Genomic DNA, 21,677 nt, shown 5'->3' on the forward strand with positions numbered 1-21,677 from the left:
CTGAGGCTTGGGGGACCTTGGCGTGACACCCCTGCCACCGATCGCGGAAGGACAACTGATGGATGAACGGACTCCGGCCGGCACGGGGCTCCAGGCGGAGGATGAGCGGCGTCCGGGGCAGGAATGGCGTGCCGTTCTGCTGCGCGGACTGGTGGCCGTCCTCGTCCTTGGCGGCGTCTATGTCGGGGGAGCGCTCTACTTCCAGGACCGCCCACCTGCCGGGCTGAGTGTCGCAGGCGTGGAGATCGGCTCCCTCACCCACGACGAGGTCCTCTCCCATCTGCAGCGTCAACTCGCCGATGAAGCGGCTGAGCCGGTCGTGGTCACCGTGCGGACCGACGGCGACCAGGACACTGAGACCGAGATCACGCTAGATCCCGCCGAGGCTGGACTGAGCTACGACCTCGAGCGGTCCATCGACGGAGTCACCGGCTTCAGCCTCGACCCCCGCGTCCTGTGGGCGCACGTGGCGCGGACCGAGCGCCAGCTACCCCTCCTGGGCGCCGTCGATAGCAGTGCCCTGACGACTGCGGTGCAGGCGGCCGCGAAGGACTATGACACCGAGGCGGTCGAGGGAGACGTTTCCCTCGAGGACGGCAAGGTCGAGGTCGTCGACGCTGCAGAAGGACGCCAGCTGGACGTGGCGGCCACGGTGGAGACCATCGCGGCGGCCTGGCCTGACCAGAAGAAGGTCGAGGGGACCGCGATCACCATCGGCCCCGTGCTGACGCAGGCGAAGATCCAGCAGTTCACCGCAGAGGAGGTGGAGCCAGTGCTCGCGGCACCGCTGAAAGTCACCGCCAAGCGGGGCAGCGGCGATAAAGCGAAGACCTCGGTGGCGCAGGTCCAGCCGCGAGAGATCGCAGCAATGCTGTCGATCGATCAGGACAAGGACCACAGTCTGAGCCTGAAGCTGGATGAGAAGGCGATGCTGGGCAGGCTGCGCCAGGACCTGGGACAACTCGAACGCGGCCCGGTCGATGCGACCGTCCGCCTGGTCTCGGGCAAGGTCGAGGTGGTGCCGGCCCGGACCGGGGCGAGCCTGGACGAGCCGGCGATCATGGAGTCAGTCCGTAAGGCGATCCGCGCCGAGGGCAAGGAGCGCAACTTCACCACGAAACTGAAGGTCCTCGAGCCGCAGATCCCCACCTCGGTGTCCAAGGAGTGGAAGTTCGCCAAGATGGGGTCCTTCTCTTCGGTCTTCCCCACGGGACGTGACAACGAGGCCCGCACCCACAACCTGCACACGGGCATCGAGCACGTCAACGGCACCGTCGTCATGCCCGGTGAGCAGTTCTCGTTGGGGGCGGTGCTGTCGCCAATCACCGAAGCCGAGGGTTATCAGCAGGCTCCGATCATCATCGAGGGGCGACTGGTGATGGGCATTGGCGGTGGCCTCTCGCAGGTGTCGACGACAGTCTTCAACACGGCGTGGTTCTCCGGCGTCCAGCTCGACGCGCACACCCCGCATTCCTTCTATATCCCGCGCTATCCCGCGGGGCGCGAGGCGACGATCGCCATCCCTGGCCTCGACAACCTGTGGACCAACGACACGAGCAACCCGATCGTCATCCGATCCTGGATCACGGGGGACCAGATCTTCATGGAGTTCCTCGGTCAGCGGCAGTACCAGGTCGAGACGGTGGAGGGCCCTCGCACCGAGGTGCAGGAGCCCGATCGGATCGTCGATGACTCACCCTCATGCGTCCCACAGCAACCCTCGCCCGGTTTCGTCATCTCTGTCTCGCGCACCCTGAGCCAGGACGGGGTGGTGGCGCACCGTGACGACTTCACCACTCGTTATGTGCCCGAGGACGAGGTGGTCTGCACTCACCCTGATGCGGGGTACTGACGACCCGTGCCCTACCTATGCGGCGGACGGATTACCCTGTAGCCATGACGTATGTGATCGCTCAGCCGTGCGTGGACCTCAAGGACAAGTCTTGTGTCGAGGAGTGTCCCGTCGACTGCATCTATGAGGGCGAACGTTCCCTCTACATTCACCCCGACGAGTGCGTCGACTGTGGTGCCTGCGAGCCGGTCTGTCCGGTGGAGGCGATCTACTATGAAGATGATGTCCCGCAAGAGTGGGCGGACTACTACAAGGCGAATGTTGAGTTCTTCGACGACCTTGGCAGTCCTGGTGGGGCAGCCAAGATGGGTCTGATCGCCAAAGATCACCCGTTGATCGCTGCTCTGCCGCCGCAGTCGCACGACGAGTGATCTCCTCCGCCCGCGCCCTTTTGTCGACTTACCCCAGGGAGTACTGATGACTGAATCCACGACGGCCCAGGCGGCGACGCTGCAGCACGGAGAGCATGAGTTGTCCCTGCCGGTGGTGACCGCGACCGAGGGCAACAACGGCCTCGACATCGCTGACCTCATGAAGACGACCGGTGACACGACCCTGGACGTGGGGTATGTCAACACCGCCTCCTGCGAGTCCGCTATCACCTTCATCGACGGCGGCAAGGGCATCCTTCGCTACCGCGGCTATCCGATAGAGCAGCTCGCCGAGCACTCCTCGTTCCTGGAGACGTCCTACCTGCTGATCTACGGCGAGCTCCCCACGGCCTCCCAACTGGAGGAGTTTGACCAGAAACTGCGCCGGCACACGCTGCTGGTTGAGCCGATGAAGAACTTCTTCGACGGCTTCCCCCGTGACGCGCACCCGATGTCGGTTCTCTCTTCCTCGGTGTCCGCGCTGGGGACCTTCTATCAGGACAGCCACGACCCGCATGACCCCGAGCAGGTCGAGATCTCCACGATCCGCCTGCTCGCCAAGCTGCCGACGATCGCGTCCTACGCCTTCCGCAAGAGCCAGGGCAAGTCCTTGCTCTACCCGGACAACAATTACAGCCTGGTCGAGAACTTCCTGTGGATGACCTTCGGTCAGCCCACCGAGGCGTTTGAGCTCGACCCGGAGATCGCGGAGGCGCTGGATCTGCTCTTCGTGCTGCACGCCGACCACGAGCAGAACTGCTCCGCGTCCACGGTGCGGATGGTGGGTTCCTCGGAGGCCAACCTGTTTGCGTCCATCTCCGCGGGCATCCATGCACTCTCTGGGCCGCTGCACGGTGGTGCCAACTCAGCGGTGCTGGCCATGCTCGAGCAGATCAAGGCGGAGGGCGGCGACGTCGCGGACTTCGTGCGCAAGGTCAAAGACAAGGAGGACGGCGTCCGGCTCATGGGCTTTGGACACCGGGTCTACAAGAACTACGACCCCCGCGCCGCCATCGTCAAGAAGACGGCCGACCATTTGCTCGCTAAAGCGGGCGACAACGAGCTGCTCGACCTGGCGATGCAGCTGGAGCAGACGGCGTTGAGCGACGACTACTTCGTCGAGCGCAAGCTCTACCCCAACGTCGACTTCTACACTGGCCTGATCTACGAGTCAATGGGCTTCCCCAGCGACATGTTTACGGTGCTCTTCGCGATCGGCCGCCTCCCGGGCTGGATCGCGCAGTACCGCGAAATGATCAACGACCCCGCCACCAAGATCGGCCGTCCGCGCCAGATCTACATCGGCGAGGCTGCGAGAGACTACGTGGCTACGGACCAGCGCTGAGCCGACGCGACAGGCGCAAGACGCTGAAACGGACAAAGGGCCCCCACCGCACGGTGGGGGCCCTTTGTCGTGGTGTCGGCTGTGGGTGCGCTGCTCAGTTCAGCTCGACCACGACGGTCGTCCTACCTGAGGGCTGTGAGTCTGCGGCATCAGCCGCGGCGTGCTGGGCGGGACGCCAGGTCAGAGGAGACCGGTCACGGTCCCAACGTTGGTCGGCGACCTGGACACTGACGACCTGCTCGGCCTCGGCATGGCTGACCAGCCAGGTCGCGACGGCCCAGGCGTGGTCCCCATCGTCCAGCGCCAAGGTGAGCGTGCCAGCATCCGAGCCCGCGTCCACTATGTCCGCAACCCCAAGCTGTTGCCGGAGCTTGGTGGCAAGGTTTTCTGCGGAGCCGGCGGCGGTCGGCGCGTCCAGGTCGCAGCCCATCTGGGTCGCAGAGCCCTCCTGCCCGGTGAGCACGGAGGCCAGGACGCGACCTTCCCACTCGTGATCGGCATACGCGTCGGGAAAAGCGCTGCGTTGCACTTCCTGCGCCACCACGGTGACCACGCCGTCCTGCCAGCCGGGGACGCGCTCCAGCGCGTCGTAGAAGGCGTTGCTGGCATAGACCGGCTCGGTGACCTGCTCGACGGTGCCCCAGCCCTGGCTCGGACGCTGTTGGAAGAGCCCCTGGCTGTCGGCGTGGCCGTAGCGCAGGTTGCGCAGCTTGCTCTCCTGGATGGCTGTCGTGAGCCCGATGGTGGCGGCGCGCGGTGGCAGACCGCGTTGCACGCTGACCGCGGCGATGGTGGCTGCGTTGGCAGCCTGCTCGGGGGTCAAGGACACTGACTGACCGGCCGCCACGAACACGCACTCGGGGGTGGAGAGCCGATCGACAAGCCACCTGGCGCCGAACACCCCTGCTAGGGCACATGCAGTGATGACGAGCAGGCCCACGAGGAGGCGTCTGGACCTGAGCACAGACCGATTCTAGATGCCCGGGGCCGATGGTCCGGGCACGCCACTGGCGTAGGGTCGGCACGTGACTGCAACTCGAGGGGTGCATGTGAAGGGACCGGTGACGCTGCGCGGGGAACGGGTCCCACAGACGACGACCGACCAACGGCTCCTCGAGGGTCGTGAGCCGACGGAATGGGTGCACACGGACCCGTGGCGGGTGATGCGGATCCAGGCGGAGTTCGTCGAAGGTTTCGGAGCGCTCGCCGAGCTGGGGCCCTCCGTTGCGGTCTTCGGCTCGGCGCGAACCGGACCGGGTCACCCTGCCTACGAGCTTGCTGAGAAGATCGGTGCCGAGCTCGTCCGGGCCGGCTTCGGGGTGATCACCGGGGGAGGGCCGGGGACGATGGAAGGGGCCAACAAGGGTGCGGCTGAGGCGGACGGTACTTCTGTGGGGCTCGGGATCGAGCTGCCCTGGGAGAGCGGCCTCAACCCGTACGTCAACCTAGGGGTCAACTTCCGCTACTTCTTCGTCCGGAAGACCATGTTTGTCAAGTACTCCGAGGGGTTCATCGTGCTGCCGGGCGGCGTCGGCACGCTGGACGAGATGTTCGAAGCGCTGACCCTGATCCAGACCGGGAAGGTCACCAACTTCCCGATCGTGCTGCTCGGGACCAAGTTTTGGGCGCCTCTGCTGGATTGGCTACGCGACACCGTGGTGGCAGAGAAGATGATCTCGCCGCAAGACCTGGACCTGCTCCGGCTCACCGATGACGTGGCCCAGGCCGTCGAGTGGATCGTCGAGGCACACCAGGACCGTAGTGGGGCGGAGTTCTCAAGCGGGCGGTGACGTGCGAGGATTTATGTCGTGATCATTGTCGCGGTCGTTGTCGCGGTCTTCGCGCTCGGTGCGGTCGCGATCTGGGCAATGGCTAGGTTCGACGTCCCTGGCCTGAGCGAGCCGGTGACGACGGAGAGCGCGACGCCACTGCCGCTGGGGTCGATCGGCGCGGGTGACGTCGCAGACGTACGCTTCGATCAGGCGATCCGAGGCTACCGGATGGGGCAGGTCGACCTCGCGCTCTCCCGACTGGCCCAGGAGTTGGCGGACCGGGACCAGGAGATCACGCGATTGCGTCTTCGGACCAGCACCGCGGGCCAGCCGCAAGGTCCTGACCGGCTGGGGGAAGCCACCGTGCGTCATCTACAGTCTCAGGAAGGCGTGGATCACACCCAGCAGACCGGAGGGCAGGACCGATGACCGTCACCGCACCGCACCCCGATCTCGTCGTCGGACCCGATGGGGTCATCCGGTGCGGCTGGCCCGGGATGGGGCACGCCGACTACCGTGACTACCACGACCGAGAATGGGGCAAGCCGGTTCACGGTGAGACGGCGCTGCTCGAGCGGCTCTGCCTCGAAGGTTTCCAGAGTGGATTGTCCTGGCTGACGATCCTGCGCAAGCGGCCTGCCTTCCGCGTCGCCTTCGCCAGCTTCGACGCAGATGCCATCGCTGACTTCTCCGAGGCGGACGTCGAGCGTTTGTTGGCCGATGAGTCCATCGTCCGCAACCGTCGCAAGATCGAGGCCACGATCACCAACGCCCGGGCCACCGTCGCGCTGCGCGAGACCGGTGGCCTCGAAGAGCTGCTGTGGACCCATGCGCCGGAGCCGACACCTCGCCCGCGTCGCTTTGTCGATGTCCCGAGCCAGACGTCTGAGTCGGAGCTGTTGACCAAGCGTCTGCGCAAGGTCGGCTTTGTCCAGCTCGGTCCGACGACGGTCTATGCGGCAATGCAGGCCTGCGGCCTGGTCGACGACCATCTCGTGGGCTGCTTCCGAGCCGGAGCTTCTCGGTCCGGCTCCCGGCTCACCGGTGGGATGCGCGTCAGCTCATGACTGTGGCCGCAGCCCCACTGCGGCGTCTGCTCGACCGGCGGTTCGTGCTGGCTGTCGTCGTGATCTGGACGTTGTGTCGGGCGATCACCACGGTGATCCTGATCTATCTGGCCGACCAGAGCCAGGACCCGGTCGTCTACGACGACTCGGGAGTGCCGCGCTACTTCCAGTTCGCCACGCTCTGGGACGGCGCGTGGTACGAAAGGATCGCCACCGACGGTTATCCGCAGGAACTCCCTCGTGCAGCCGACGGCATGGTCAGGCAGAACCCCTGGGCGTTCTACCCGATCTTCCCCTTCTTGTCGCGAGGTCTCACGGCGCTGACCGGCCTACCTTTCGCCGTCACGGGCACCATCATTGCCACCCTCCTGGGGTATGCCGCAGCGATCGTCGTCGCTGGCCTGCTGCGGGAGAAGGTGGGCCGGGCCGCGGCACTGAGCGCTACGGTGCTGCTTGGCACCTACCCGAGTGCACCTACCTTCCAGGTCGCCTACACCGAGTCCCTGGCGCTGCTGCTCCTGGCCGCAGTCCTCTGGCTGCTCGTCCGACGAGCGTGGTGGGCTGCGGCGGCCGTCGCCCTGCTCACCGGGTTGGCGCGCCCCATCGCGCTGCCCCTGGGCCTGGTTGCGCTCGTCGCGGTCATCGTGCGGTGGCGTCGTCGTCAGGAGCACCCGATCACTCGCGGCGAGTACGCGGGCATGAGCGCTGCGCTCATCGGTTGCGGGCTGGCCGGCCTCATCTGGCCCATGGTCGCCTGGTGGGGGACCGGTGAACGGGCCGCCTATGCGCTGACGATGTCTTCTTGGCGCGGCGGAGAGGAGATCACGCCGTTCCTGCCGACCCTCGAGCGGGTGCAGTGGCTCTGGGGAGAGGTGACCGGCTTGGTCATCCTGGCCGCCGGCCTGGCGCTGCTGCTGGTCGCAGTGCTCGGGCCGTGGGCTAAGGGACTGGGGGTTGAGTTGCGCACCTGGTGCCTCGGCTATGTCCTGTACCTGTTCGCCGCGTTGGATCCGTGGACGAGCATCTTCCGCTACCTGGTGCTGCTCTTCCCGCTGTTCGTGCTCCTGGTGGGCGGAGGCCGAGGCAGAGATCGTGGCTCAAGCGCATCGCCGACCACGGGCCGGCCGCCGCAACCCACCTGGCTGCTGGTGGTGCGCTGCGTCGTCATCGCGCTGATCTTCGTGGTGCTTCAGGCGTGGTGGTCCTGGGAGCTCTTCCGCTTCGTCCCGCCTACCGACGACCCGCCGTGACTCTCAGCGGCCGCTGAAGCGAGGCTTTTCCTTGGCCAGGAAAGCGGCCACTGCGGCGCGGTGGTCCTCGCTGGTGCCGGTCCGGGTCATCTGCTGGTCCTCGTAGTCCAGGGACTCGGTGAGGGGGTGCCCGGCCGAGAAGTTCACTGCGCGACGGACGGCCCCGTAAGCGAGCGTCGGACCGGCAGCCAGGGTGTGCGCGACCTCCGCGACCTTGCCCGCCAGCTCCTCGTCCGGGACGACCTCGGTTGCCAGTCCGAGGGCGAGGCACTCCTGCGCGTCGATGGTGCGCGGGAAGTAGAGCAGCTCCTTGGCCTTGGCAGCGCCCACCAGGCGGGGCAGCGTCCAGGAGGTGCCGGAATCGCACGAGAGCGCGATCCCGGTGAAGGCGAGGTTGAACCCGGCCGACGCCGCGACATACCGAAGATCGGCGGCGAACGCGAAAGCGGCGCCTGCCCCCGCAGCGACCCCGTTCAGAGCGGCGATCACCGGCTTGTCCATGGTGGCCAGCAGCTCGACGACGGGGTTGTAGTGCCGGGCGACCGTGGTCCATAGCTGCTGCGGGTCCTCGGCCAGCAGAGCGACGTGCTCATTGAGGTCCTGACCCACGCAGAAGGCGCGCCCTGTGCCGGTCAGCACGACGCACCGCACGGACTCGTCCGCCGCAGCACCCTGCAGGGCGCCCAGCAGGGCCTCTTTGGTGGCCACGTCCAGCGAGTTCATCGCGTCCGGGCGGTTCAGGGTCACGGTGCACACCCCCTCGGAGTGCGTCACCAGGACGGGGCCCTGCGGGGCGGTGGAAGCATCAGGCTGGCTCATGAGGATCAATCTACGGCGTCCCTATCCACGGCCCAGAGGGTCTGCGTAAGGAACTGCTCAGCAGCCGGGCGCAGGCCAGCCGCGATGTCCAGGAAGCGCTCCCGGGCGTGCTGACCCGGCCATGAGCGGGGGAGCACCTCTGCCGGAAGGCCAGGGTCGGCGAAGAGGAACTTGCGCCACTCGTGCACCAGGTGCGCCCGCACGGGGTAAGCAGCCTTCGGGGGCAGATCACGGACGTCAGCGGGGTGGGGGAGCCCGTCCGCGAAGCTCTGGTATGCCGTGCCGAGAGCATCGAGGTCCCACACCTTTGCGGCGAGGCGGGCTGCGCGGGTGCTGTCACCAGTGAGTTTTCCGGTGCTTTCCAGAGTGCCGACAGTGTGGTTGGCGGCGTCGTCGATGCGGCCGCGGGAGTGACCGTCCAGCGGCCCGACGACTCCTGACCAGGTCGCGCCGTGCTCGGCCAGCACCAGCGCCAGCTCCGGGCTCGGTCTCGGGCTGATCCACGTCGATGCGGCTAGGCGGCCGTAGCCCAGGTAGCCGAGCGAGGCCGCGACGTGGTCACGGCGGCGACGATTGGCGCCGTGGTCGACGACCACGACGTGCCACGAGCCCGGCCAGGGAGCGGGTCCAGAAGCGTAGATCCGGCGGTAGGCGCGGGCTAGCCGGTTCTGGGCCAGCGGCGTCGCGGCATACCCGCGAGCTCCGTCGCGGGCCTCCGCGACGAGCCAACCCTCGCGGACGAGTCGGGACACCGCCGTCCGGGTAGCCGCGGGCTGCACACCGCAGGACTGCGCCAGCGCGACGACCCCGGCGACAGGACCCCACCATCCATGCTCGCGCAGGTGGTCACCGTAGACATCGACGACGGCGGAGCGGGCATGCACGCTCCCAGTATTCCAGCAACCTGATCGCCAGCACGTCGTCGCAGGTCGGCGCCCTGCCCACGCCGTCGCAGGGGTGTCACCGTCGGGCGCGCCCGAAGGTCCTTCGATTAGGCGGGTCGAGGAGCAAGGGGGATAATAGGAAGCAGAATTCATACCCGGCGCACCGGCGCCGGGATGCGGTATCTGGCCGCGTCACAAGGAAGGGCAACCCATGGCAGCAATGAAGCCTCGCACCGGCGACGGCCCCCTGGAAGTCACCAAGGAGGGACGCGGCATCGTCCTGCGGATGCCGCTCGAGGGCGGTGGACGCCTGGTGGTGGAGATGAACGCTACCGAGGCGACCGCACTGGGCGACGCCATCAAGGAGTGCGTGGGCTGAGTCCCCCCTCGCTAAGAAGCCCCCGGATCATCACGCTCCGGGGGCTTCTTCGTGTGTGGTGGGTCAGCGTCGGACGGCCACCAAGAGACCGTCGCCGACGGGCAGGAGCGCCGACAGGAGCCGATCATCCTGGCGCAGCTTCTTACCGAGATCGCGCAGCAGGGTGGTGACGTCGTCACGGGCCGCCGGGTCAGCGACAAGATCCCCGCCGAGCATGTTGTTGACCACCAAGACGCCGCCCTGTCGCAGGAGGCGAAGAGCTTCCTCGACGTAGGCCGGGTAGCTGTCGCGGTCGGCGTCGACGAGCACGAGGTCGTAGGCGCTGTCGGTCAGGCGGCGGAGGACCTGGCCAGCATCCCCACTGATGACCCTTGTGCGCTGTGGGGGGATCCCTGCCTCGGCATAAGCCTCCTTGGCGGCCTGCTGGTGCTCCGGTTCGTTGTCGATCGAGGTCAGGATGCCGTCGTGCGGCATGCCCTGCAGCAACCACAGGCCGGACGTCCCCGAGCCGGTGCCGATCTCCACGACGTGGCGAGCGGCCACCGTGGAGGCCAGGAGACGTAGGGTCGCGCCGGCAGCGGGGGAGATGGGGTCGGTCCCCAGCTCTTCTCCGCGCCGCTGGGCGCTCTCGAGCACCGGATGCGGGGTGATGAAGTCCTCGGCGTAGACGAGCGAGGCCAGCTTGGGGGATGCCATGCCGCCAGCCTATCTGCCAGCCCTACCCAGCCTGTTCTCAGCAGGGACTGCCACGGTAGCCCGATGAGCCCGCAGCGCACGGACCTCGCGGCCAGCACCAGCCCACCAGACGACCAGGTCGCCTGGGTCCCCCCGACGTGGGAGGAGATCGTGCGGCAGCATTCGGCGCGTGTCTACCGTCTCTCCTACCGGCTGACCGGCAACCCCCATGAGGCCGAGGATCTGACCCAGGACGTCTTCGTTCGGGTCTTCCGATCGCTCGATTCCTATCGGCCGGGCACCTTCGAGGGCTGGTTGCACCGCATCACCACCAACCTCTTCCTCGACAAGGTCAGACGCAAGCAACGCATCCGCTTCGACGCGCTGAGCGAGGAGCTCAGCGCCAGACTGCCCCTGCGAGCCTCCGGCACCGACCCCGAGGAGGTCTTCGAAATGACCCACCTCGACGCGGAGATCCAGTCGGCGCTGATGGCGCTCCCTCCGCAGTTCCGGGCGGCCGTGGTGCTCTCCGACATCGAGGGCTATTCCTATGACGAGGTGGCCCAGACCCTCGGCATCAAGATGGGCACGGTGCGGTCCCGCATCCACCGGGGCCGGGCGCTGCTGCGGCAGTCGCTGGCGCACCGGCGTCCAGCGCCTCGTGGGCAGGCAGTGGCCAGCGCCGTTTTCCCACAGCCAGCGCTCGGTTGACCACCCGTCCGAGTTCTGGCAGCGCTTCGTCAGGGAAGCCGTTGGTGGGTGCTGATCGTGACCTTGACACAATCGCCCCATGACGGACCCGACGGCGCTGATCCCGCAGCCGCAACCGCGCACGGAGGTGCGACGACGTCGCGGTGCCCCCATCGTGCTAGCTTCGCTCGTTGCCGGTCTGGTCGGTGGACTCGGGGGCGGGGTCCTCGTGCAGACCGTGGCACCGCAGCCCGTCTCCTCGCGTGCGCAGGCGCCCCCTCTCACGCCGGCGCAGCCGGTGACCAGCGTGCCTGTCGAGGGCACCATTCCTGCCCTTTCTCGGGCGGCCCTGCCCAGCGTGGCACTGATCTCGCTCGGCCCTGGTGGGCGTGACGGTCAAGGCTCGGGCTTCGTCATCCGGGAGGACGGATACGTCCTGACCAACCACCATGTCATCGCGGCGAGCACCTCCGGGGGCGGCATCACCGTCCAGCTTCCCGGCCTGGAGCCGGCCAGCGCGGAGATCGTCGGCTCCGACTCGATCTATGACATCGCGGTGCTGCGGGTCGACCTGTCCGGACTGGTGCCGCTAATGTTCGCGGATTCCGAAGTCGTCGAGGTCGGGCAGACGGTGGTGGCAGTAGGAGCGCCGCTGGGGCTGGACAGCACCGTGACGAGCGGGATCGTCTCCGCCCTCGACCGCCCGGTGGTCACGGGAGGCGTCGCTGATCAGAGTTACATCAGCGCTATCCAGACCGACGCCGCGATCAACCCGGGAAACTCAGGGGGTCCCTTGCTCGACCTGGCTGGTCGGGTCGTCGGGGTCAACTCGGCGATTGCCCAGGTCCCGAGCACCGTAGGGGTTCCTTCCGGGAGTATCGGGCTCGGGTTTGCGATCCCTGCCGAGCAGGCGGAGCGGACCGCGATCCAGATCATCGAGACGGGCAAGAGCCAGCACCCCGTGATGGGCGTGCATATCGACCTCCATTACACGGGCGAGGGTGCACGGGTCCTGCCCGAGTCCCGCGACGGGATCGACCCGGTCCTTCCGGACGGTCCCGCAGACGTGGCTGGGGTTAAGCCGGGAGACATCATCGTGGCCGTCGACGGCAAACGCATCACCGACTCCACTCACCTCCTCGTGGTGCTGCGCTCGCACGCCATCGGCGAGAGCGTCGAGATGGTGCTGCGGGGTGCCGACGGCGCAGAGCGGTCGGTGTCCATGCGGCTAGCTGGGTCGGGGGACTAGGTAGGCTGTGATGGTCGGTCACCGGGCCGACACCGAGCTGCTTGAGGGGCAACAACGTGCTGAATGTCGGTGGTGGTGAGCTTGTCCTGCTCATCCTCGCTGCCCTGATCATCCTCGGACCGAGCCGGCTGCCGCACTATGCTGCGAAGTTGGCGCAGGGGGTCCGCACGCTCCGTGATCTGGCCGATGGAGCCAAGGCCCAGATCAAGACCGAGATGGGCCCCGCTTTCGAGGATGTCGACTGGCGCCAGCTCGACCCACGTCAGTACGACCCTCGCCGCATCGTGCGTGAGGCGTTGGTGAGGCCATCAGCTCCCACGTCGAACTCGTCCACGGTGACCCGTCCGGACGACGACGTGGCCTCTTTCGTCGGACCCCTGATCGTCCACGATCCGAAGTGCCCGACGCCCTTCGACGTCGAAGCGACCTGATCGACTAGCGGCTCATCGTCGGGGTGATGCCGAGCTTGCGGCCGGCCAGGCCCCGGCCCCGCTTCACCAGCTGCCGGGCGATCCCGCGCAGGGCGGTGGCTGAGGGCGAGTCGGGGGCCGCAACGACGACTGGCCGACCTTGGTCCCCGCCCTCACGCAGCGTGACGTCCAGGGGCACCTGGCCCAGTAGCGGCACAGGGGCCCCGATCGAGCGGGACAGTGAGTCTGCGACCGACTGACCGCCGCCGCTGCCGAAGAGCTCCTGCCTCGTGCCGTCCGGAAGCTCGTACCACGACATGTTCTCGATCACGCCCGCCAGCCGCTGATGGGTCTGCATCGAGATCGCGCCCGCACGCTCGGCCACCTCGGCAGCCGCGAGCTGCGGTGTCGTGACCACGATCAGCTCGCTGCCCGGCAGCAACTGGGCGACGCTGATGGCGATGTCGCCGGTGCCTGGCGGCAGGTCGAGCAGAAGGACGTCGAGGTCGCCCCAGTAGACGTCCGCCAGGAACTGCTGCACCGCTCGGTGCAGCATCGGTCCACGCCAGACGACGGGCTGGTTGCTGGGCACGAACATCCCGATGGAGATGACCTTGACCCCACTCGGCTCGGCGACCGGCGGCAGAATCATGTCGTCGAGCTGAGTCGGTGCCTGCGTGATCCCCAGCATGCGGGGCACCGAGAAGCCGTAGATGTCGGCGTCGACGACACCGACGCGCAGTCCTTGCGCCGCCATCGCTACCGCCAGGTTGACCGTCACCGACGACTTTCCGACGCCGCCCTTGCCGGAGGCGATCGCATAGATCGTGGTCAGCGAATCAGGTCGCGCAAAGGGGATCTCGCGTTCGGTCCCACCCCCGCGGAGCTGGCTGCGCAAGGATCCGCGCTGCTCGTCGGTCATCACGCCGAGGTGCACGTCGACTCCGGTGACGCCTTCGACGGCAGACACGGCCGCCGTCACGTCCTTGGTGATGCGGTCCTTGAGCGGGCAGCCGGGAACCGTCAGCAAGACACTGACGCGAACGTGCCCGTCGTCCGTGACATCCACCGACTCCACCATCCCGAGCTCGGTGATCGGCTTGTGGATCTCGGGGTCGTCGACGGTCGCTAGGGCAGCGTGCAGGGCATCGGTGCTGGGAACGGACATGTGTCCATGTTAAGCCGCGGCGGGTCCGCCTCCGATTCACCCCTCTGCGTCACCTCGGCTCGCCTGGCCAGGACCGGCTGACTCGGCGGGAGGGGAGGGTCGCCATCCACGTTCGTCCATGTCCTCCAGCAGGGTGCGGAACTCGGAGCGGATGAAGTCACGGGTAGCGACGTCGCGCATCGCGATTCGTAGGGCGGCGACCTCGCGGGTCAGAAACTCGGTATCTGCCAGATTTCGCTCATTGCTGGACCGGTCCTGCTCCATCTGGACCTTGTCGCGGTCGGCTTGCCGATTCTGCGCGAGCAGGATCAGCGGCGCAGCGTAGGACGCCTGCAAGCTGAGCATGAGCGTGAGGAAGATGAAGGCGTACGGGTCGAACCGCACTGACGTCGGCGCCACGGTGTTCCACAGCAGCCAGACGGCCACGAAGATGGTCATCCACACCAGGAAGCGCGCCGTGCCCATGAACCGCGCGAACCGCTCAGCGAAAGCGCCGAAGATCTCTGGGTCCATCCGGGTGGCAGGCATCCAGCCTGGTGTCTTGACCAGCGGCTGATCGAGGCCGGCGGGGCTGCCGCGTCGGGTCGGCGTCGGTCGTCGTGGGGTCCGTCGACCAGCGCGGACGGTGGTGGCGACCTCGGGTCGGGAGGCGTGCGGACGACGCGTTGGCTCAGACATCGTTCACCTGCTGGAGCAGCGCGGTGCCACGTTCTTCGCGCCAGTCTTCGGGCAGGATGTGATCGAGGACGTCGTCCACGGTCACGGCACCCAGGAGGCGGCCCTCGGCGTCGGTCACGGGCAGCGCGACGAGGTTGTAGGTCGCCAGCGCGCGGGTGATCTCGCCCAGCGACGCTTCCGGCGGCATGGGGTCGATGTCGGGGTCGAGGATCGACCCGACGGACTGGTGCGGCGGCTCACGGAGCAGCCGCTGGATGTGGACGCTGCCGAGCAACCGCCCGGTCGGCGTCTCGTGCGGAGGGCGAGTGACGTAGACCAGGGAGGCCGTGGCGGGGTGCAGTTCCTCGCGGCGGACCATGGCCAGCGCCTCGGCGATCGTTGCCTCCGGCCCCAGGATCACCGGCTCGGGAGTCATGAGACCACCGGCGGTGTTCTCGTCGTAGGTGAGGAGCCGCCGGATGTCGGCGGCCTCGTCCGGCTCCATCAGCTGGAGCAACTGCTCCTGGGTCGCGGTGGGCAGGTCGGACAGCAGGTCCGTAGCGTCGTCCGGCTGCATGACCTCCAGGATGTCGGCGGCTCGCTCGGTCGGCAGATGGGTCAGGATCTCGATCCGGTCGTCGTCACCGAGCTCCTCGAGCACGTCGGCCAAGACCTCGTCGTCCAGGGCATCGGCCACCTCGGCGCGGCGCTTGGGCGTGAGGTCGTGGATAGCCTCCGCCAGGTCCTGTGGCTTGAGGTCCCGATAGGCCTCCAGCAGTGCCGTCGCGGCCTGTGGAGGGCCAGCCAGGTGCAGCCCCCCGACCTGGTCGATGTCCAGGATGACGGTCTCGCCGCGGCGGCGCATGCGCAAGCCGCGCACCGCTGAGCCACCCTCACCCTTGCGCACAAAAAGCTTGGTCAGCCGCCAGTTGCCGCCGCGCTGCTGCTCCATACCTGCGTCCTCGACGACGGCGGGGAGGTGGCCATCTAAGATGGTGACCTGTCGGTCGAAGAGCTCGCCCACCACGAGCGTCTCCCCAGGTCGCTGAGCGAAGCGCCGCATGTTGACCAGCCCAGTCGTGATCACGTGGCCGGCATCGATTGAGGTCACCCGGGTGATCGGGACAAAGACCCGTCGTCTCCCTGGGACCTCCACGACGAGGCCGATCGCGCGCGGCCCCTGCTGCGCCGCGCGACCGGTCAAACTGACCACCACGTCGCGCACTCGGCCGACCTCGTCACCCAACGGATCGAAGACGCTCAGACCGTTGAGGCGGGCGACGAAGACACGCGGAATACTCACCTGCGCAGGATAACCGCACGCGGGTGACACAGGTCACTGCGCAACTGGAATATAGCGGGTCACCAGTACGTATACCATGTATGAGGGCCACGTGGCCCTTATTTTGGAATCTATCTTCCGTCCCAGAAAGGACATCGCAGCCCCATCATGGGTCCGACCATCATTTACGTTCCGTCCGCAGGGCGTTCCTTCCGTCATTCGCTGGCTGAGGATGTCGCCAAGCGACCGGTCCGTCCGCGTCGCCGCTTCTTCCGCCGCTGAACATTCGCCGCCTGCTCCCGCTCTGATCGCTGGCTAGCCCCGACCCCCGTGACATGTTGTCCGGGGGTCTTGTGCTGCCCGGGGTCGTCTGTCGGGCGCCGGCGAGGCAGAATGGGGGCGTGACCGCATCTTCATCATCCTGGGGCCGGACGAGCGCAGGGCCGGGACCCGTTATGGCGCTCGCTTATCCGATGAGCCTGGGCGTGCACGACAAGTACGACGATGCCCAGGCTGCCGTCGACTTCCTCTCCGACCATGAGTTTCCGGTCGAGCACTGCATGATCGTGGGAACCGACCTGAAGCAACTGGAGAAGGTGACCGGCCGTCTCACGACCGGCCGAGTGGCGGTCGGTGGCCTGCTCTCCGGGATCTGGCTGGGACTGTTCGTCGGACTCATCTTTGCGCTGTTCGCGCCTTCTGGCGACGCGTTGGTCGCGGTCATCGGGGCCGTGCTGTTCGGCGCGGTCTTCGGACTCGTCTGGGCGCTTCTGGGATACGCGATGACCCGAGGCAGGCGCGACTTCGTCTCAGTGACGCAGGTCGTGGCCACGAGATATGAGGTGCTGACCGAGCACAACCTCGTGCAGCAGGCTCGCGACCTCCTGGATGGACGCGGAGGGAACGCGCTGACCTGAGTCCGGTGACCGCACTGTCTGGCTCAGGCCCGTCGGCTCTCAGCTCTGGCGGACCCCGCCGGAACGGACCCAGGACTCGACCTCCTCAGCAGTGCGGGGGAGCATCTGGGAGAGGTTGCGGCAGCCGTCGGCGGTGATCACGACGTCGTCCTCGATCCGCACGCCGATCCCGCGCAGCTCCTCCGGGACCAGCAGGTCGTCGGACTTGAAGTAGAGGCCTGGCTCGACGGTCAGCACCATGCCCTCCCGCAGCTCGCCCTCGACATAGTCCTCGCGTAGTGCGAGTGCACAGTCGTGGACGTCGATGCCGAGGTGGTGGCTGGTGCCGTGCACCATCCAGCGCCGGTGGAACTGTCCTTCCTCGGCATCCAGAGTCTGCTCCAGCGTGACGCCGTCCGGCAGCAGGCCCCACGCAAGCAGGTGCTCGGCGATCACCTTAATCGCGGCGGCGTGGATGTCCTTGAACCGGTTGCCCGGGCGCGCAGCCGCGAGCCCGGCTTCCTGGGCAGCCAAGACGGCGTCGTAGACCTGGCGCTGGGCCGGCGTGAACGTCCCGTCCACCGGGAGGGTGCGCGTCACGTCGGCAGTGAACAACGAGTCGGTCTCCACGCCAGCGTCCACCAGGAGCAGGTCGCCGCGAGACAGCTCGCCAGTGTTGCGGTTCCAGTGCAAGGTGGTGGCGTGCTCCCCGGCGGCGCAGATGGAGTCGTAGCCGACGCCGTTGCCGGTATGCCGCGCGTGCAAGCCGAAGACGCCCTCGACCCACCTCTCGCCCCGGCCGCGACGCACCGCCTCGGGAAGCTGCTCGACCACGGCATCAAAGGCGGTGGCGGTGGCGGCCACCGCCTCCTCCATCTGTCGCACTTCCCAGTCGTCCTTGACCAGTCGAAGCGTCGACAGCGCACGAGAGAAGGCCTCGTCGGCGAGCTGGACCGCAGTGGTGGCTTGCTCGTCCTGGGTCAGACCGACCTGCCCACGGACCTGGTCCACCAGCATGGTGACCTCACGGTCCGCTTCGCGGACCATTCGCACGGAGAGGCCACCGGGTCCAGCGTCCTTGCCGATCGCGTCAGCGAACTGGTCCAGATGGCGGGTGGCCAGCCCTAGCTCAGCGGCGGCGGACGAGAGCGTCGGCCGGCTGCCCACCCAGAACTCACCGACACGGGAGTCGGCAAAGAACTCCTCGGAATCGCGGTCGGCGAGCGGCAGGAAGTAGAGCACCGCCTCATGGCCGGCGGGGGTGCCGTCCGCGGCGATCACCGGCTCCAGGACGAGGACACTGTCGGGCTCGCGATCCACTCCCAGACCCGTGAGGTGGGCGAAGGCGCTGTGCGGACGGAAGACGTAGTCGGTGTCGTTGCTGCGGATCTTCAGACCGCCCGCAGGAACGACCAGCCGCTCCCCTGGGAAGGCGGCCGAGACCGCCTCCCGGCGGGTTGCGGCATACCTCGCCGCCTCGGTGAGCTCTGGCAGCTCAGTGCTGCGCGGCGCCCAGTGGCTACCCATGAAGGTGCGGAAGGCCGCCCCGGTCGGACGGCTGCGGTGGTCGGCCTTGTGTTGCTTCTCGCTGACGTTCACCCCTCCATCGTAGGTGGACTCCACCACCACGTGCCGGTCAGGTTCGCCGCTTAGGATTGGGCGGTGAGTGACCAATTGACCGGCCCGGTCGAGCAGGGTGAAGTGACTGGGCCCCAGCAGCTGGTGCCCCGGCAGATCACTGCGGCACCGCGGGCGACCCGGCTGTGGCGTGACCGGGCGGCTCAGGTCGTGCGCAGTGACTCGCCGCCCACGGTGGCGCTGGGGACGCGGACCGGGGGCGATGAGTCGGTCACCCAGCGCCAAGCACGATCTGTCATCGACCTGGCGCTTCGGGTCGGTGAGGCGATGCTGTCCACCGGCGCCTCCGCGGCAGATGTGGTCGCCACCGTGCTTCGGCTCTTCCACTCCTACGGCGTCACGTCCTCGCATGTGGACATCACTTTTACCTCGATCAGCATCTCGATCCACCGGGGGATGGACGAGGACCCGCTCTCGGTGATGAGGGTCATCCCCGGACGATCTCTGGATTACACCCGGCTGGAGGCGGTGCTGAGGCTCGTCGACGAGGTCGTCGGGGCCGCTCAACGTGGCACGGGGTCGTTGGACGTCGAGACGGCCAGGGAGCGTCTGGCGGCCCTGGTGACGGCTCCCCACCCTTATCGGCGCTGGGTCGTGACCTTCGGCAGTGCGCTCATGGGTATGGGGATCGTCATGCTCTTCGGCGCGGGCCCCGGCATGTGGGCGCTCGCCGCACTCTCGGCATTGGTGGTCGACCGCGTGCAGCGGTTGCTCTACCGGGCCGGGGTGGCCGCCTTTTTCGCCCAGGTCGTCAGCGCGGCGGTGCCCGCGATCGTCGCATTGGGGTTGTTCCGGGCACAGCAGCAAGGCTGGGACGTGCCTGGGGTCGAACGGCCCTCCCTCGTCGTGATCTCGGGGATCGTCATCCTCCTGGCCGGGCTTGGCCTGATGGGGGCGACCCAGGACGCCCTGGACGGTTACTACGTGACCGCCGGCGCTCGTGGGCTGGAGGTCGTCCTGATGACGCTAGGCATCGGGGTCGGGGTGGCGCTGGTGATGGGCGTCGCCAAGTGGATGGGCACCTCCATGGAGGTCAACGACGCGACGGTGCTGGGCGGCAGTCTGTTGCTCAACCTGATCGGGGCCCTGTTGATCGCCATCGGCTTCTGCCTGACCACCTACGCCGGCCTGCGCACGACGGTGCTCGCGGCCCTGATCGGCGGTCTTGGCTGGGTGATCTTCGAGGGTGGGCTCCAGCTCGGGCTCGGCTCGCCCGCGTCAGCGGCGGCGGCGGCGGTGCCGGTGGGAGCCCTCGCGCATGCTGCCTACAGCCGACTACGAGTCCCTGAGCAAGCGGTGGCTGCCGCGAGCATCGTGGCCCTCCTGCCCGGTCTGGCGGTCTACCGCGCCATCAACCTGATCCTCGAGAACAACCCTGCACTGGTGGGCATGGCCGTGCTGCAGTTCGTCACGGCCGTGTCAATCGGTCTTGGCCTGGCCGCCGGACTGTCCATCGGTGGCTTCCTGGCCCGGCGAAGGTTCGGGCTGGATCTGGCCTCCCAACGCGCCAGGCGTCGAGCCCAGGGCAGCACCCTTTAACCGTCGGTGCTCTCGCCGGCTAGGCAGACGAACGGCCGCCGGTGGTCCTGGCTCAGTCCTTCCACGTCCAGGACGTGAGCACCGCGTCGAGCAGCGGCGCGGTCTTCTTCGCCTCGCTCTCCAACGACGAGAGCGTCGCGACGTAGAGCGTCCCGTCGTGACTGACCCAGCGCTGGGTCTGGACGAGCTTCTTGCCGGAGACCTCGCGGGTGATGATGTAGCCGGGCGCCTTGTTGCCATCGACCTCGATCGGATCGAGCAGCTCGTAGCTGCCCTTCTTGCCAGCCAGCTCCTTGGCGGTCGCCTCCACTGCTGAGGTCAGGTTCTTTACGTACTTCTCCTGAGTCACCAAGATGTTGGTGAAGAAGCCGTCGACCTGCTCCGGCACCTTGGCCGCCACCTGCACCCCTGGCGTGTCGACCAGGTCGATCGCATCGACCCAGCCCTGGGGCAGCTCGACCTCGAACGCACCGTCGGAGGCAGAAAGGACGGTGGGAGCCGCCGTCGAGGAGGAGCCCTCGGTGCTGGGTGCCGCAGTGGTCGGGGCGGCGTCTGCAGTGCTCGGCGCTACGTCGGCGGACGTCATGGTCGCGCTGTCTTCAGACTGCGTGCTGGTCGTCGGGCCCTCGTTTGTCGGCTCCTCCTGTGCGCAACCGGCAAGCACGGTCGCGGAGATGACTGCACCGACGGCAGCAGTGACGACTGGCCGACGGAGCAACGACAGGGACTGCGACAACGACATAGAACTCCTCAGGTCGGGACGGCCGGCAGATCCGGCTCGTCACGTGTTCGAGGGTTAAGTATGCCGTGTCCGGACACCGCATACCGTGTCCTCATGGTCACCCTCGCGCCAGCTGCACGCATCGATCTTCATACGCACTCGTGGTGCAGCGACGGGACCGAGGCGCCCGGCGTGGTCGTGGCGCAGGCGGCGAAGGCCGGTCTGGACGTGATCGGGCTCACCGATCACGACGTCGTGAGCGGGTGGGCGCAAGCCGATGCGGCGGGTCGGGAGCAGGGTGTCCTGGTGGTGCCGGGCATCGAGGTGTCCTGCAACTGGCGGGGGATCTCCGTGCACCTGCTCGCCTATCTGCCCGATCCCCATGACGAGCCCCTGCTCGCTGAGCTGAGCGCCAGCCGGTCGAGCCGAGACACGAGGCTGCAGCGGATGGTCAAGCTGCTCGCGGCCGACGGCTACCCGATCACCTACGACGAGGTGCTGGAGATGGCCGCAGCGCAAGCCTCGCTCGGACGACCGCACATCGCTGACGTGCTCGTGCGGCACGGCGTCTTCCCAAGCCGGGACGAGGCCTTTGCCGACGTGCTTTCCTCTGACAGCCGCTACTACGTCGCCCACCATGCCCCCGACCCCGTGCACGCCACGGAGATGATCGTCGCCGCCGGAGGAGTGCCGGTGATCGCGCACCCGTTCGCCAGCAAGAGGGGAAAGGTGGTCAGTGATGACCTCCTCGCAGACATGGCCGATGCGGGGATGGTAGGCGTCGAGGTAGACCATCGTGACCACGGCCCCTCGGAGCGTGCCCATGCGGCCGCACTCGCGGATCGGCTCAGGCTCGTACAGACCGGCTCGAGCGACTACCACGGCGCGGGCAAACCGAACCGGCTCGGGGAGAATACGACGCGAATCGCGTCGCTGGAGGCGATCCTGGAGCGGGCGACCGGGACGGGTCTGCTGGGCGCACACTGACACCGGGCGGTCGCTGGTGCCGGTCC

Annotated in this window: 23 protein-coding genes; 14 read left to right on the forward strand and 9 right to left on the reverse strand. The window is 67.5% G+C overall.

Features of this window, described 5'->3' with window-relative positions; all coding sequences use genetic code 11:
• The first annotated feature begins 58 nt into the window (after window positions 1-58).
• The 3 genes from Q4P07_RS02965 to Q4P07_RS02975 are packed head-to-tail and all read left to right on the forward strand — an operon-like array spanning window position 59 to window position 3,568.
• Complete coding sequence (locus Q4P07_RS02965) at window positions 59-1,852, forward strand: VanW family protein (RefSeq protein ID WP_303373402.1); 1,794 nt, start codon at window positions 59-61, stop codon at window positions 1,850-1,852.
• Window positions 1,853-1,896: 44 nt separating this feature from the next.
• Complete coding sequence (fdxA, locus tag Q4P07_RS02970) at window positions 1,897-2,223, forward strand: ferredoxin (protein ID WP_303373403.1); 327 nt, start codon at window positions 1,897-1,899, stop codon at window positions 2,221-2,223.
• A 46-nt stretch (window positions 2,224-2,269) separates the two neighbouring features.
• Window positions 2,270-3,568, forward strand: a complete 1,299-nt coding sequence (locus Q4P07_RS02975; RefSeq protein ID WP_303373404.1) for a citrate synthase — start codon at window positions 2,270-2,272, stop codon at window positions 3,566-3,568.
• A gap of 94 nt (window positions 3,569-3,662) precedes the next feature.
• Here Q4P07_RS02975 and Q4P07_RS02980 read toward each other — a convergent pair whose 3' ends face one another.
• On the reverse strand, window positions 3,663-4,532 hold the full coding sequence (locus Q4P07_RS02980; protein ID WP_303373405.1) for a hypothetical protein: 870 nt from the start codon (window positions 4,530-4,532) through the stop codon (window positions 3,663-3,665).
• A gap of 61 nt (window positions 4,533-4,593) precedes the next feature.
• Here Q4P07_RS02980 and Q4P07_RS02985 point away from each other — a divergent pair, with 61 nt between their 5' ends.
• The 4 genes from Q4P07_RS02985 to Q4P07_RS03000 are packed head-to-tail and all read left to right on the forward strand — an operon-like array spanning window position 4,594 to window position 7,657.
• On the forward strand, window positions 4,594-5,358 hold the full coding sequence (locus Q4P07_RS02985) for a TIGR00730 family Rossman fold protein (RefSeq protein ID WP_303373406.1): 765 nt from the start codon (window positions 4,594-4,596) through the stop codon (window positions 5,356-5,358).
• A gap of 18 nt (window positions 5,359-5,376) precedes the next feature.
• Window positions 5,377-5,769 carry a DivIVA domain-containing protein gene (locus Q4P07_RS02990; protein ID WP_303373407.1) on the forward strand — a complete coding sequence of 131 codons (393 nt, stop codon included), beginning with the start codon at window positions 5,377-5,379 and terminating at the stop codon, window positions 5,767-5,769.
• Entirely contained in the window at window positions 5,766-6,407 is a 642-nt protein-coding gene (locus tag Q4P07_RS02995) for a DNA-3-methyladenine glycosylase I (RefSeq protein WP_303373408.1), read from the forward strand. The genes Q4P07_RS02990 and Q4P07_RS02995 overlap by 4 nt, the downstream gene beginning before the upstream one ends.
• Window positions 6,408-6,409: 2 nt before the next feature.
• The gene (locus Q4P07_RS03000) at window positions 6,410-7,657 is read left to right on the forward strand and encodes a hypothetical protein (protein WP_303373409.1); all 1,248 of its coding nucleotides are present in this window, start codon (window positions 6,410-6,412) and stop codon (window positions 7,655-7,657) included.
• Window positions 7,658-7,660: 3 nt separating this feature from the next.
• On the opposite strand, the gene Q4P07_RS03005 is transcribed toward Q4P07_RS03000, so the two are convergent.
• Both Q4P07_RS03005 and Q4P07_RS03010 read right to left on the reverse strand, forming a co-directional pair.
• Window positions 7,661-8,476 carry an enoyl-CoA hydratase/isomerase family protein gene (locus tag Q4P07_RS03005; protein WP_303373410.1) on the reverse strand — a complete coding sequence of 272 codons (816 nt, stop codon included), beginning with the start codon at window positions 8,474-8,476 and terminating at the stop codon, window positions 7,661-7,663.
• A gap of 5 nt (window positions 8,477-8,481) precedes the next feature.
• Window positions 8,482-9,360 (reverse strand): PaaX family transcriptional regulator C-terminal domain-containing protein, encoded by an 879-nt coding sequence (locus Q4P07_RS03010; RefSeq protein ID WP_303373411.1) that lies wholly within the window; start codon window positions 9,358-9,360, stop codon window positions 8,482-8,484.
• Between the two features lie 211 nt (window positions 9,361-9,571).
• Between Q4P07_RS03010 and Q4P07_RS03015 the strand changes: the two genes are divergently transcribed.
• Window positions 9,572-9,739, forward strand: coding sequence for a DUF3117 domain-containing protein (locus Q4P07_RS03015; protein ID WP_303373412.1), 168 nt, complete (start codon window positions 9,572-9,574; stop codon window positions 9,737-9,739).
• A 63-nt stretch (window positions 9,740-9,802) separates the two neighbouring features.
• On the opposite strand, the gene Q4P07_RS03020 is transcribed toward Q4P07_RS03015, so the two are convergent.
• Window positions 9,803-10,435 carry an O-methyltransferase gene (locus Q4P07_RS03020; RefSeq protein WP_303373413.1) on the reverse strand — a complete coding sequence of 211 codons (633 nt, stop codon included), beginning with the start codon at window positions 10,433-10,435 and terminating at the stop codon, window positions 9,803-9,805.
• A 63-nt stretch (window positions 10,436-10,498) separates the two neighbouring features.
• On the opposite strand from Q4P07_RS03020, the gene sigE reads away from it, so the two are divergent.
• The 3 genes from sigE (at window position 10,499) to Q4P07_RS03035 (ending at window position 12,784) form a co-directional block, all read left to right on the forward strand.
• Window positions 10,499-11,125, forward strand: a complete 627-nt coding sequence (sigE, locus tag Q4P07_RS03025; RefSeq protein WP_303373414.1) for an RNA polymerase sigma factor SigE — start codon at window positions 10,499-10,501, stop codon at window positions 11,123-11,125.
• A gap of 79 nt (window positions 11,126-11,204) precedes the next feature.
• Window positions 11,205-12,353, forward strand: coding sequence for a S1C family serine protease (locus tag Q4P07_RS03030; RefSeq protein WP_303373415.1), 1,149 nt, complete (start codon window positions 11,205-11,207; stop codon window positions 12,351-12,353).
• A gap of 41 nt (window positions 12,354-12,394) precedes the next feature.
• Complete coding sequence (locus Q4P07_RS03035) at window positions 12,395-12,784, forward strand: Sec-independent protein translocase TatB (protein WP_303373416.1); 390 nt, start codon at window positions 12,395-12,397, stop codon at window positions 12,782-12,784.
• Between the two features lie 4 nt (window positions 12,785-12,788).
• Here the strand turns inward: Q4P07_RS03035 and Q4P07_RS03040 are convergent, their stop codons facing one another.
• The 3 genes from Q4P07_RS03040 to Q4P07_RS03050 all read right to left on the reverse strand — a co-directional run bounded on the left by Q4P07_RS03040 (window position 12,789) and on the right by Q4P07_RS03050 (window position 15,891).
• Complete coding sequence (locus Q4P07_RS03040) at window positions 12,789-13,931, reverse strand: Mrp/NBP35 family ATP-binding protein (RefSeq protein ID WP_303373417.1); 1,143 nt, start codon at window positions 13,929-13,931, stop codon at window positions 12,789-12,791.
• Window positions 13,932-13,967: 36 nt separating this feature from the next.
• The gene (locus Q4P07_RS03045; protein WP_303373434.1) at window positions 13,968-14,459 is read right to left on the reverse strand and encodes a DUF1003 domain-containing protein; all 492 of its coding nucleotides are present in this window, start codon (window positions 14,457-14,459) and stop codon (window positions 13,968-13,970) included.
• A gap of 142 nt (window positions 14,460-14,601) precedes the next feature.
• Window positions 14,602-15,891, reverse strand: a complete 1,290-nt coding sequence (locus tag Q4P07_RS03050; protein WP_303373418.1) for a CBS domain-containing protein — start codon at window positions 15,889-15,891, stop codon at window positions 14,602-14,604.
• Window positions 15,892-16,271: 380 nt separating this feature from the next.
• Between Q4P07_RS03050 and Q4P07_RS03055 the strand changes: the two genes are divergently transcribed.
• The gene (locus Q4P07_RS03055; RefSeq protein WP_303373419.1) at window positions 16,272-16,787 is read left to right on the forward strand and encodes a general stress protein; all 516 of its coding nucleotides are present in this window, start codon (window positions 16,272-16,274) and stop codon (window positions 16,785-16,787) included.
• Window positions 16,788-16,826: 39 nt separating this feature from the next.
• Here the strand turns inward: Q4P07_RS03055 and Q4P07_RS03060 are convergent, their stop codons facing one another.
• On the reverse strand, window positions 16,827-18,365 hold the full coding sequence (locus Q4P07_RS03060) for an aminopeptidase P family protein (protein WP_303373420.1): 1,539 nt from the start codon (window positions 18,363-18,365) through the stop codon (window positions 16,827-16,829).
• A gap of 63 nt (window positions 18,366-18,428) precedes the next feature.
• Here Q4P07_RS03060 and Q4P07_RS03065 point away from each other — a divergent pair, with 63 nt between their 5' ends.
• The gene (locus tag Q4P07_RS03065) at window positions 18,429-19,943 is read left to right on the forward strand and encodes a threonine/serine exporter ThrE family protein (protein ID WP_303373421.1); all 1,515 of its coding nucleotides are present in this window, start codon (window positions 18,429-18,431) and stop codon (window positions 19,941-19,943) included.
• Between the two features lie 52 nt (window positions 19,944-19,995).
• Here the strand turns inward: Q4P07_RS03065 and Q4P07_RS03070 are convergent, their stop codons facing one another.
• Window positions 19,996-20,685, reverse strand: a complete 690-nt coding sequence (locus Q4P07_RS03070) for a hypothetical protein (RefSeq protein WP_303373422.1) — start codon at window positions 20,683-20,685, stop codon at window positions 19,996-19,998.
• 93 nt (window positions 20,686-20,778) lie between these two features.
• On the opposite strand from Q4P07_RS03070, the gene Q4P07_RS03075 reads away from it, so the two are divergent.
• Entirely contained in the window at window positions 20,779-21,651 is an 873-nt protein-coding gene (locus tag Q4P07_RS03075; protein WP_303373423.1) for a PHP domain-containing protein, read from the forward strand.
• Window positions 21,652-21,677: the final 26 nt, after the last annotated feature.

The organism is Ornithinimicrobium sp., from assembly GCF_030537745.1.
Classification (GTDB): domain Bacteria; phylum Actinomycetota; class Actinomycetes; order Actinomycetales; family Dermatophilaceae; genus Ornithinicoccus.

Coding starts and splice junctions, on each gene's coding strand:
- fdxA (WP_303373403.1), top strand. CDS start 1,897: ATGACGTATGTGATCGCTCAGCCGTGCGTGGACCTCAAGGACAAGTCT.
- Q4P07_RS03030 (WP_303373415.1), top strand. CDS start 11,205: ATGACGGACCCGACGGCGCTGATCCCGCAGCCGCAACCGCGCACGGAG.
- Q4P07_RS03020 (WP_303373413.1), bottom strand. CDS start 10,435: ATGGCATCCCCCAAGCTGGCCTCGCTCGTCTACGCCGAGGACTTCATC.
- Q4P07_RS02975 (WP_303373404.1), top strand. CDS start 2,270: ATGACTGAATCCACGACGGCCCAGGCGGCGACGCTGCAGCACGGAGAG.
- Q4P07_RS02965 (WP_303373402.1), top strand. CDS start 59: ATGGATGAACGGACTCCGGCCGGCACGGGGCTCCAGGCGGAGGATGAG.
- Q4P07_RS03075 (WP_303373423.1), top strand. CDS start 20,779: ATGGTCACCCTCGCGCCAGCTGCACGCATCGATCTTCATACGCACTCG.
- Q4P07_RS03005 (WP_303373410.1), bottom strand. CDS start 8,476: ATGAGCCAGCCTGATGCTTCCACCGCCCCGCAGGGCCCCGTCCTGGTG.
- Q4P07_RS02995 (WP_303373408.1), top strand. CDS start 5,766: ATGACCGTCACCGCACCGCACCCCGATCTCGTCGTCGGACCCGATGGG.
- Q4P07_RS03015 (WP_303373412.1), top strand. CDS start 9,572: ATGGCAGCAATGAAGCCTCGCACCGGCGACGGCCCCCTGGAAGTCACC.
- sigE (WP_303373414.1), top strand. CDS start 10,499: ATGAGCCCGCAGCGCACGGACCTCGCGGCCAGCACCAGCCCACCAGAC.
- Q4P07_RS03045 (WP_303373434.1), bottom strand. CDS start 14,459: ATGCCTGCCACCCGGATGGACCCAGAGATCTTCGGCGCTTTCGCTGAG.
- Q4P07_RS03040 (WP_303373417.1), bottom strand. CDS start 13,931: ATGTCCGTTCCCAGCACCGATGCCCTGCACGCTGCCCTAGCGACCGTC.
- Q4P07_RS03070 (WP_303373422.1), bottom strand. CDS start 20,685: ATGTCGTTGTCGCAGTCCCTGTCGTTGCTCCGTCGGCCAGTCGTCACT.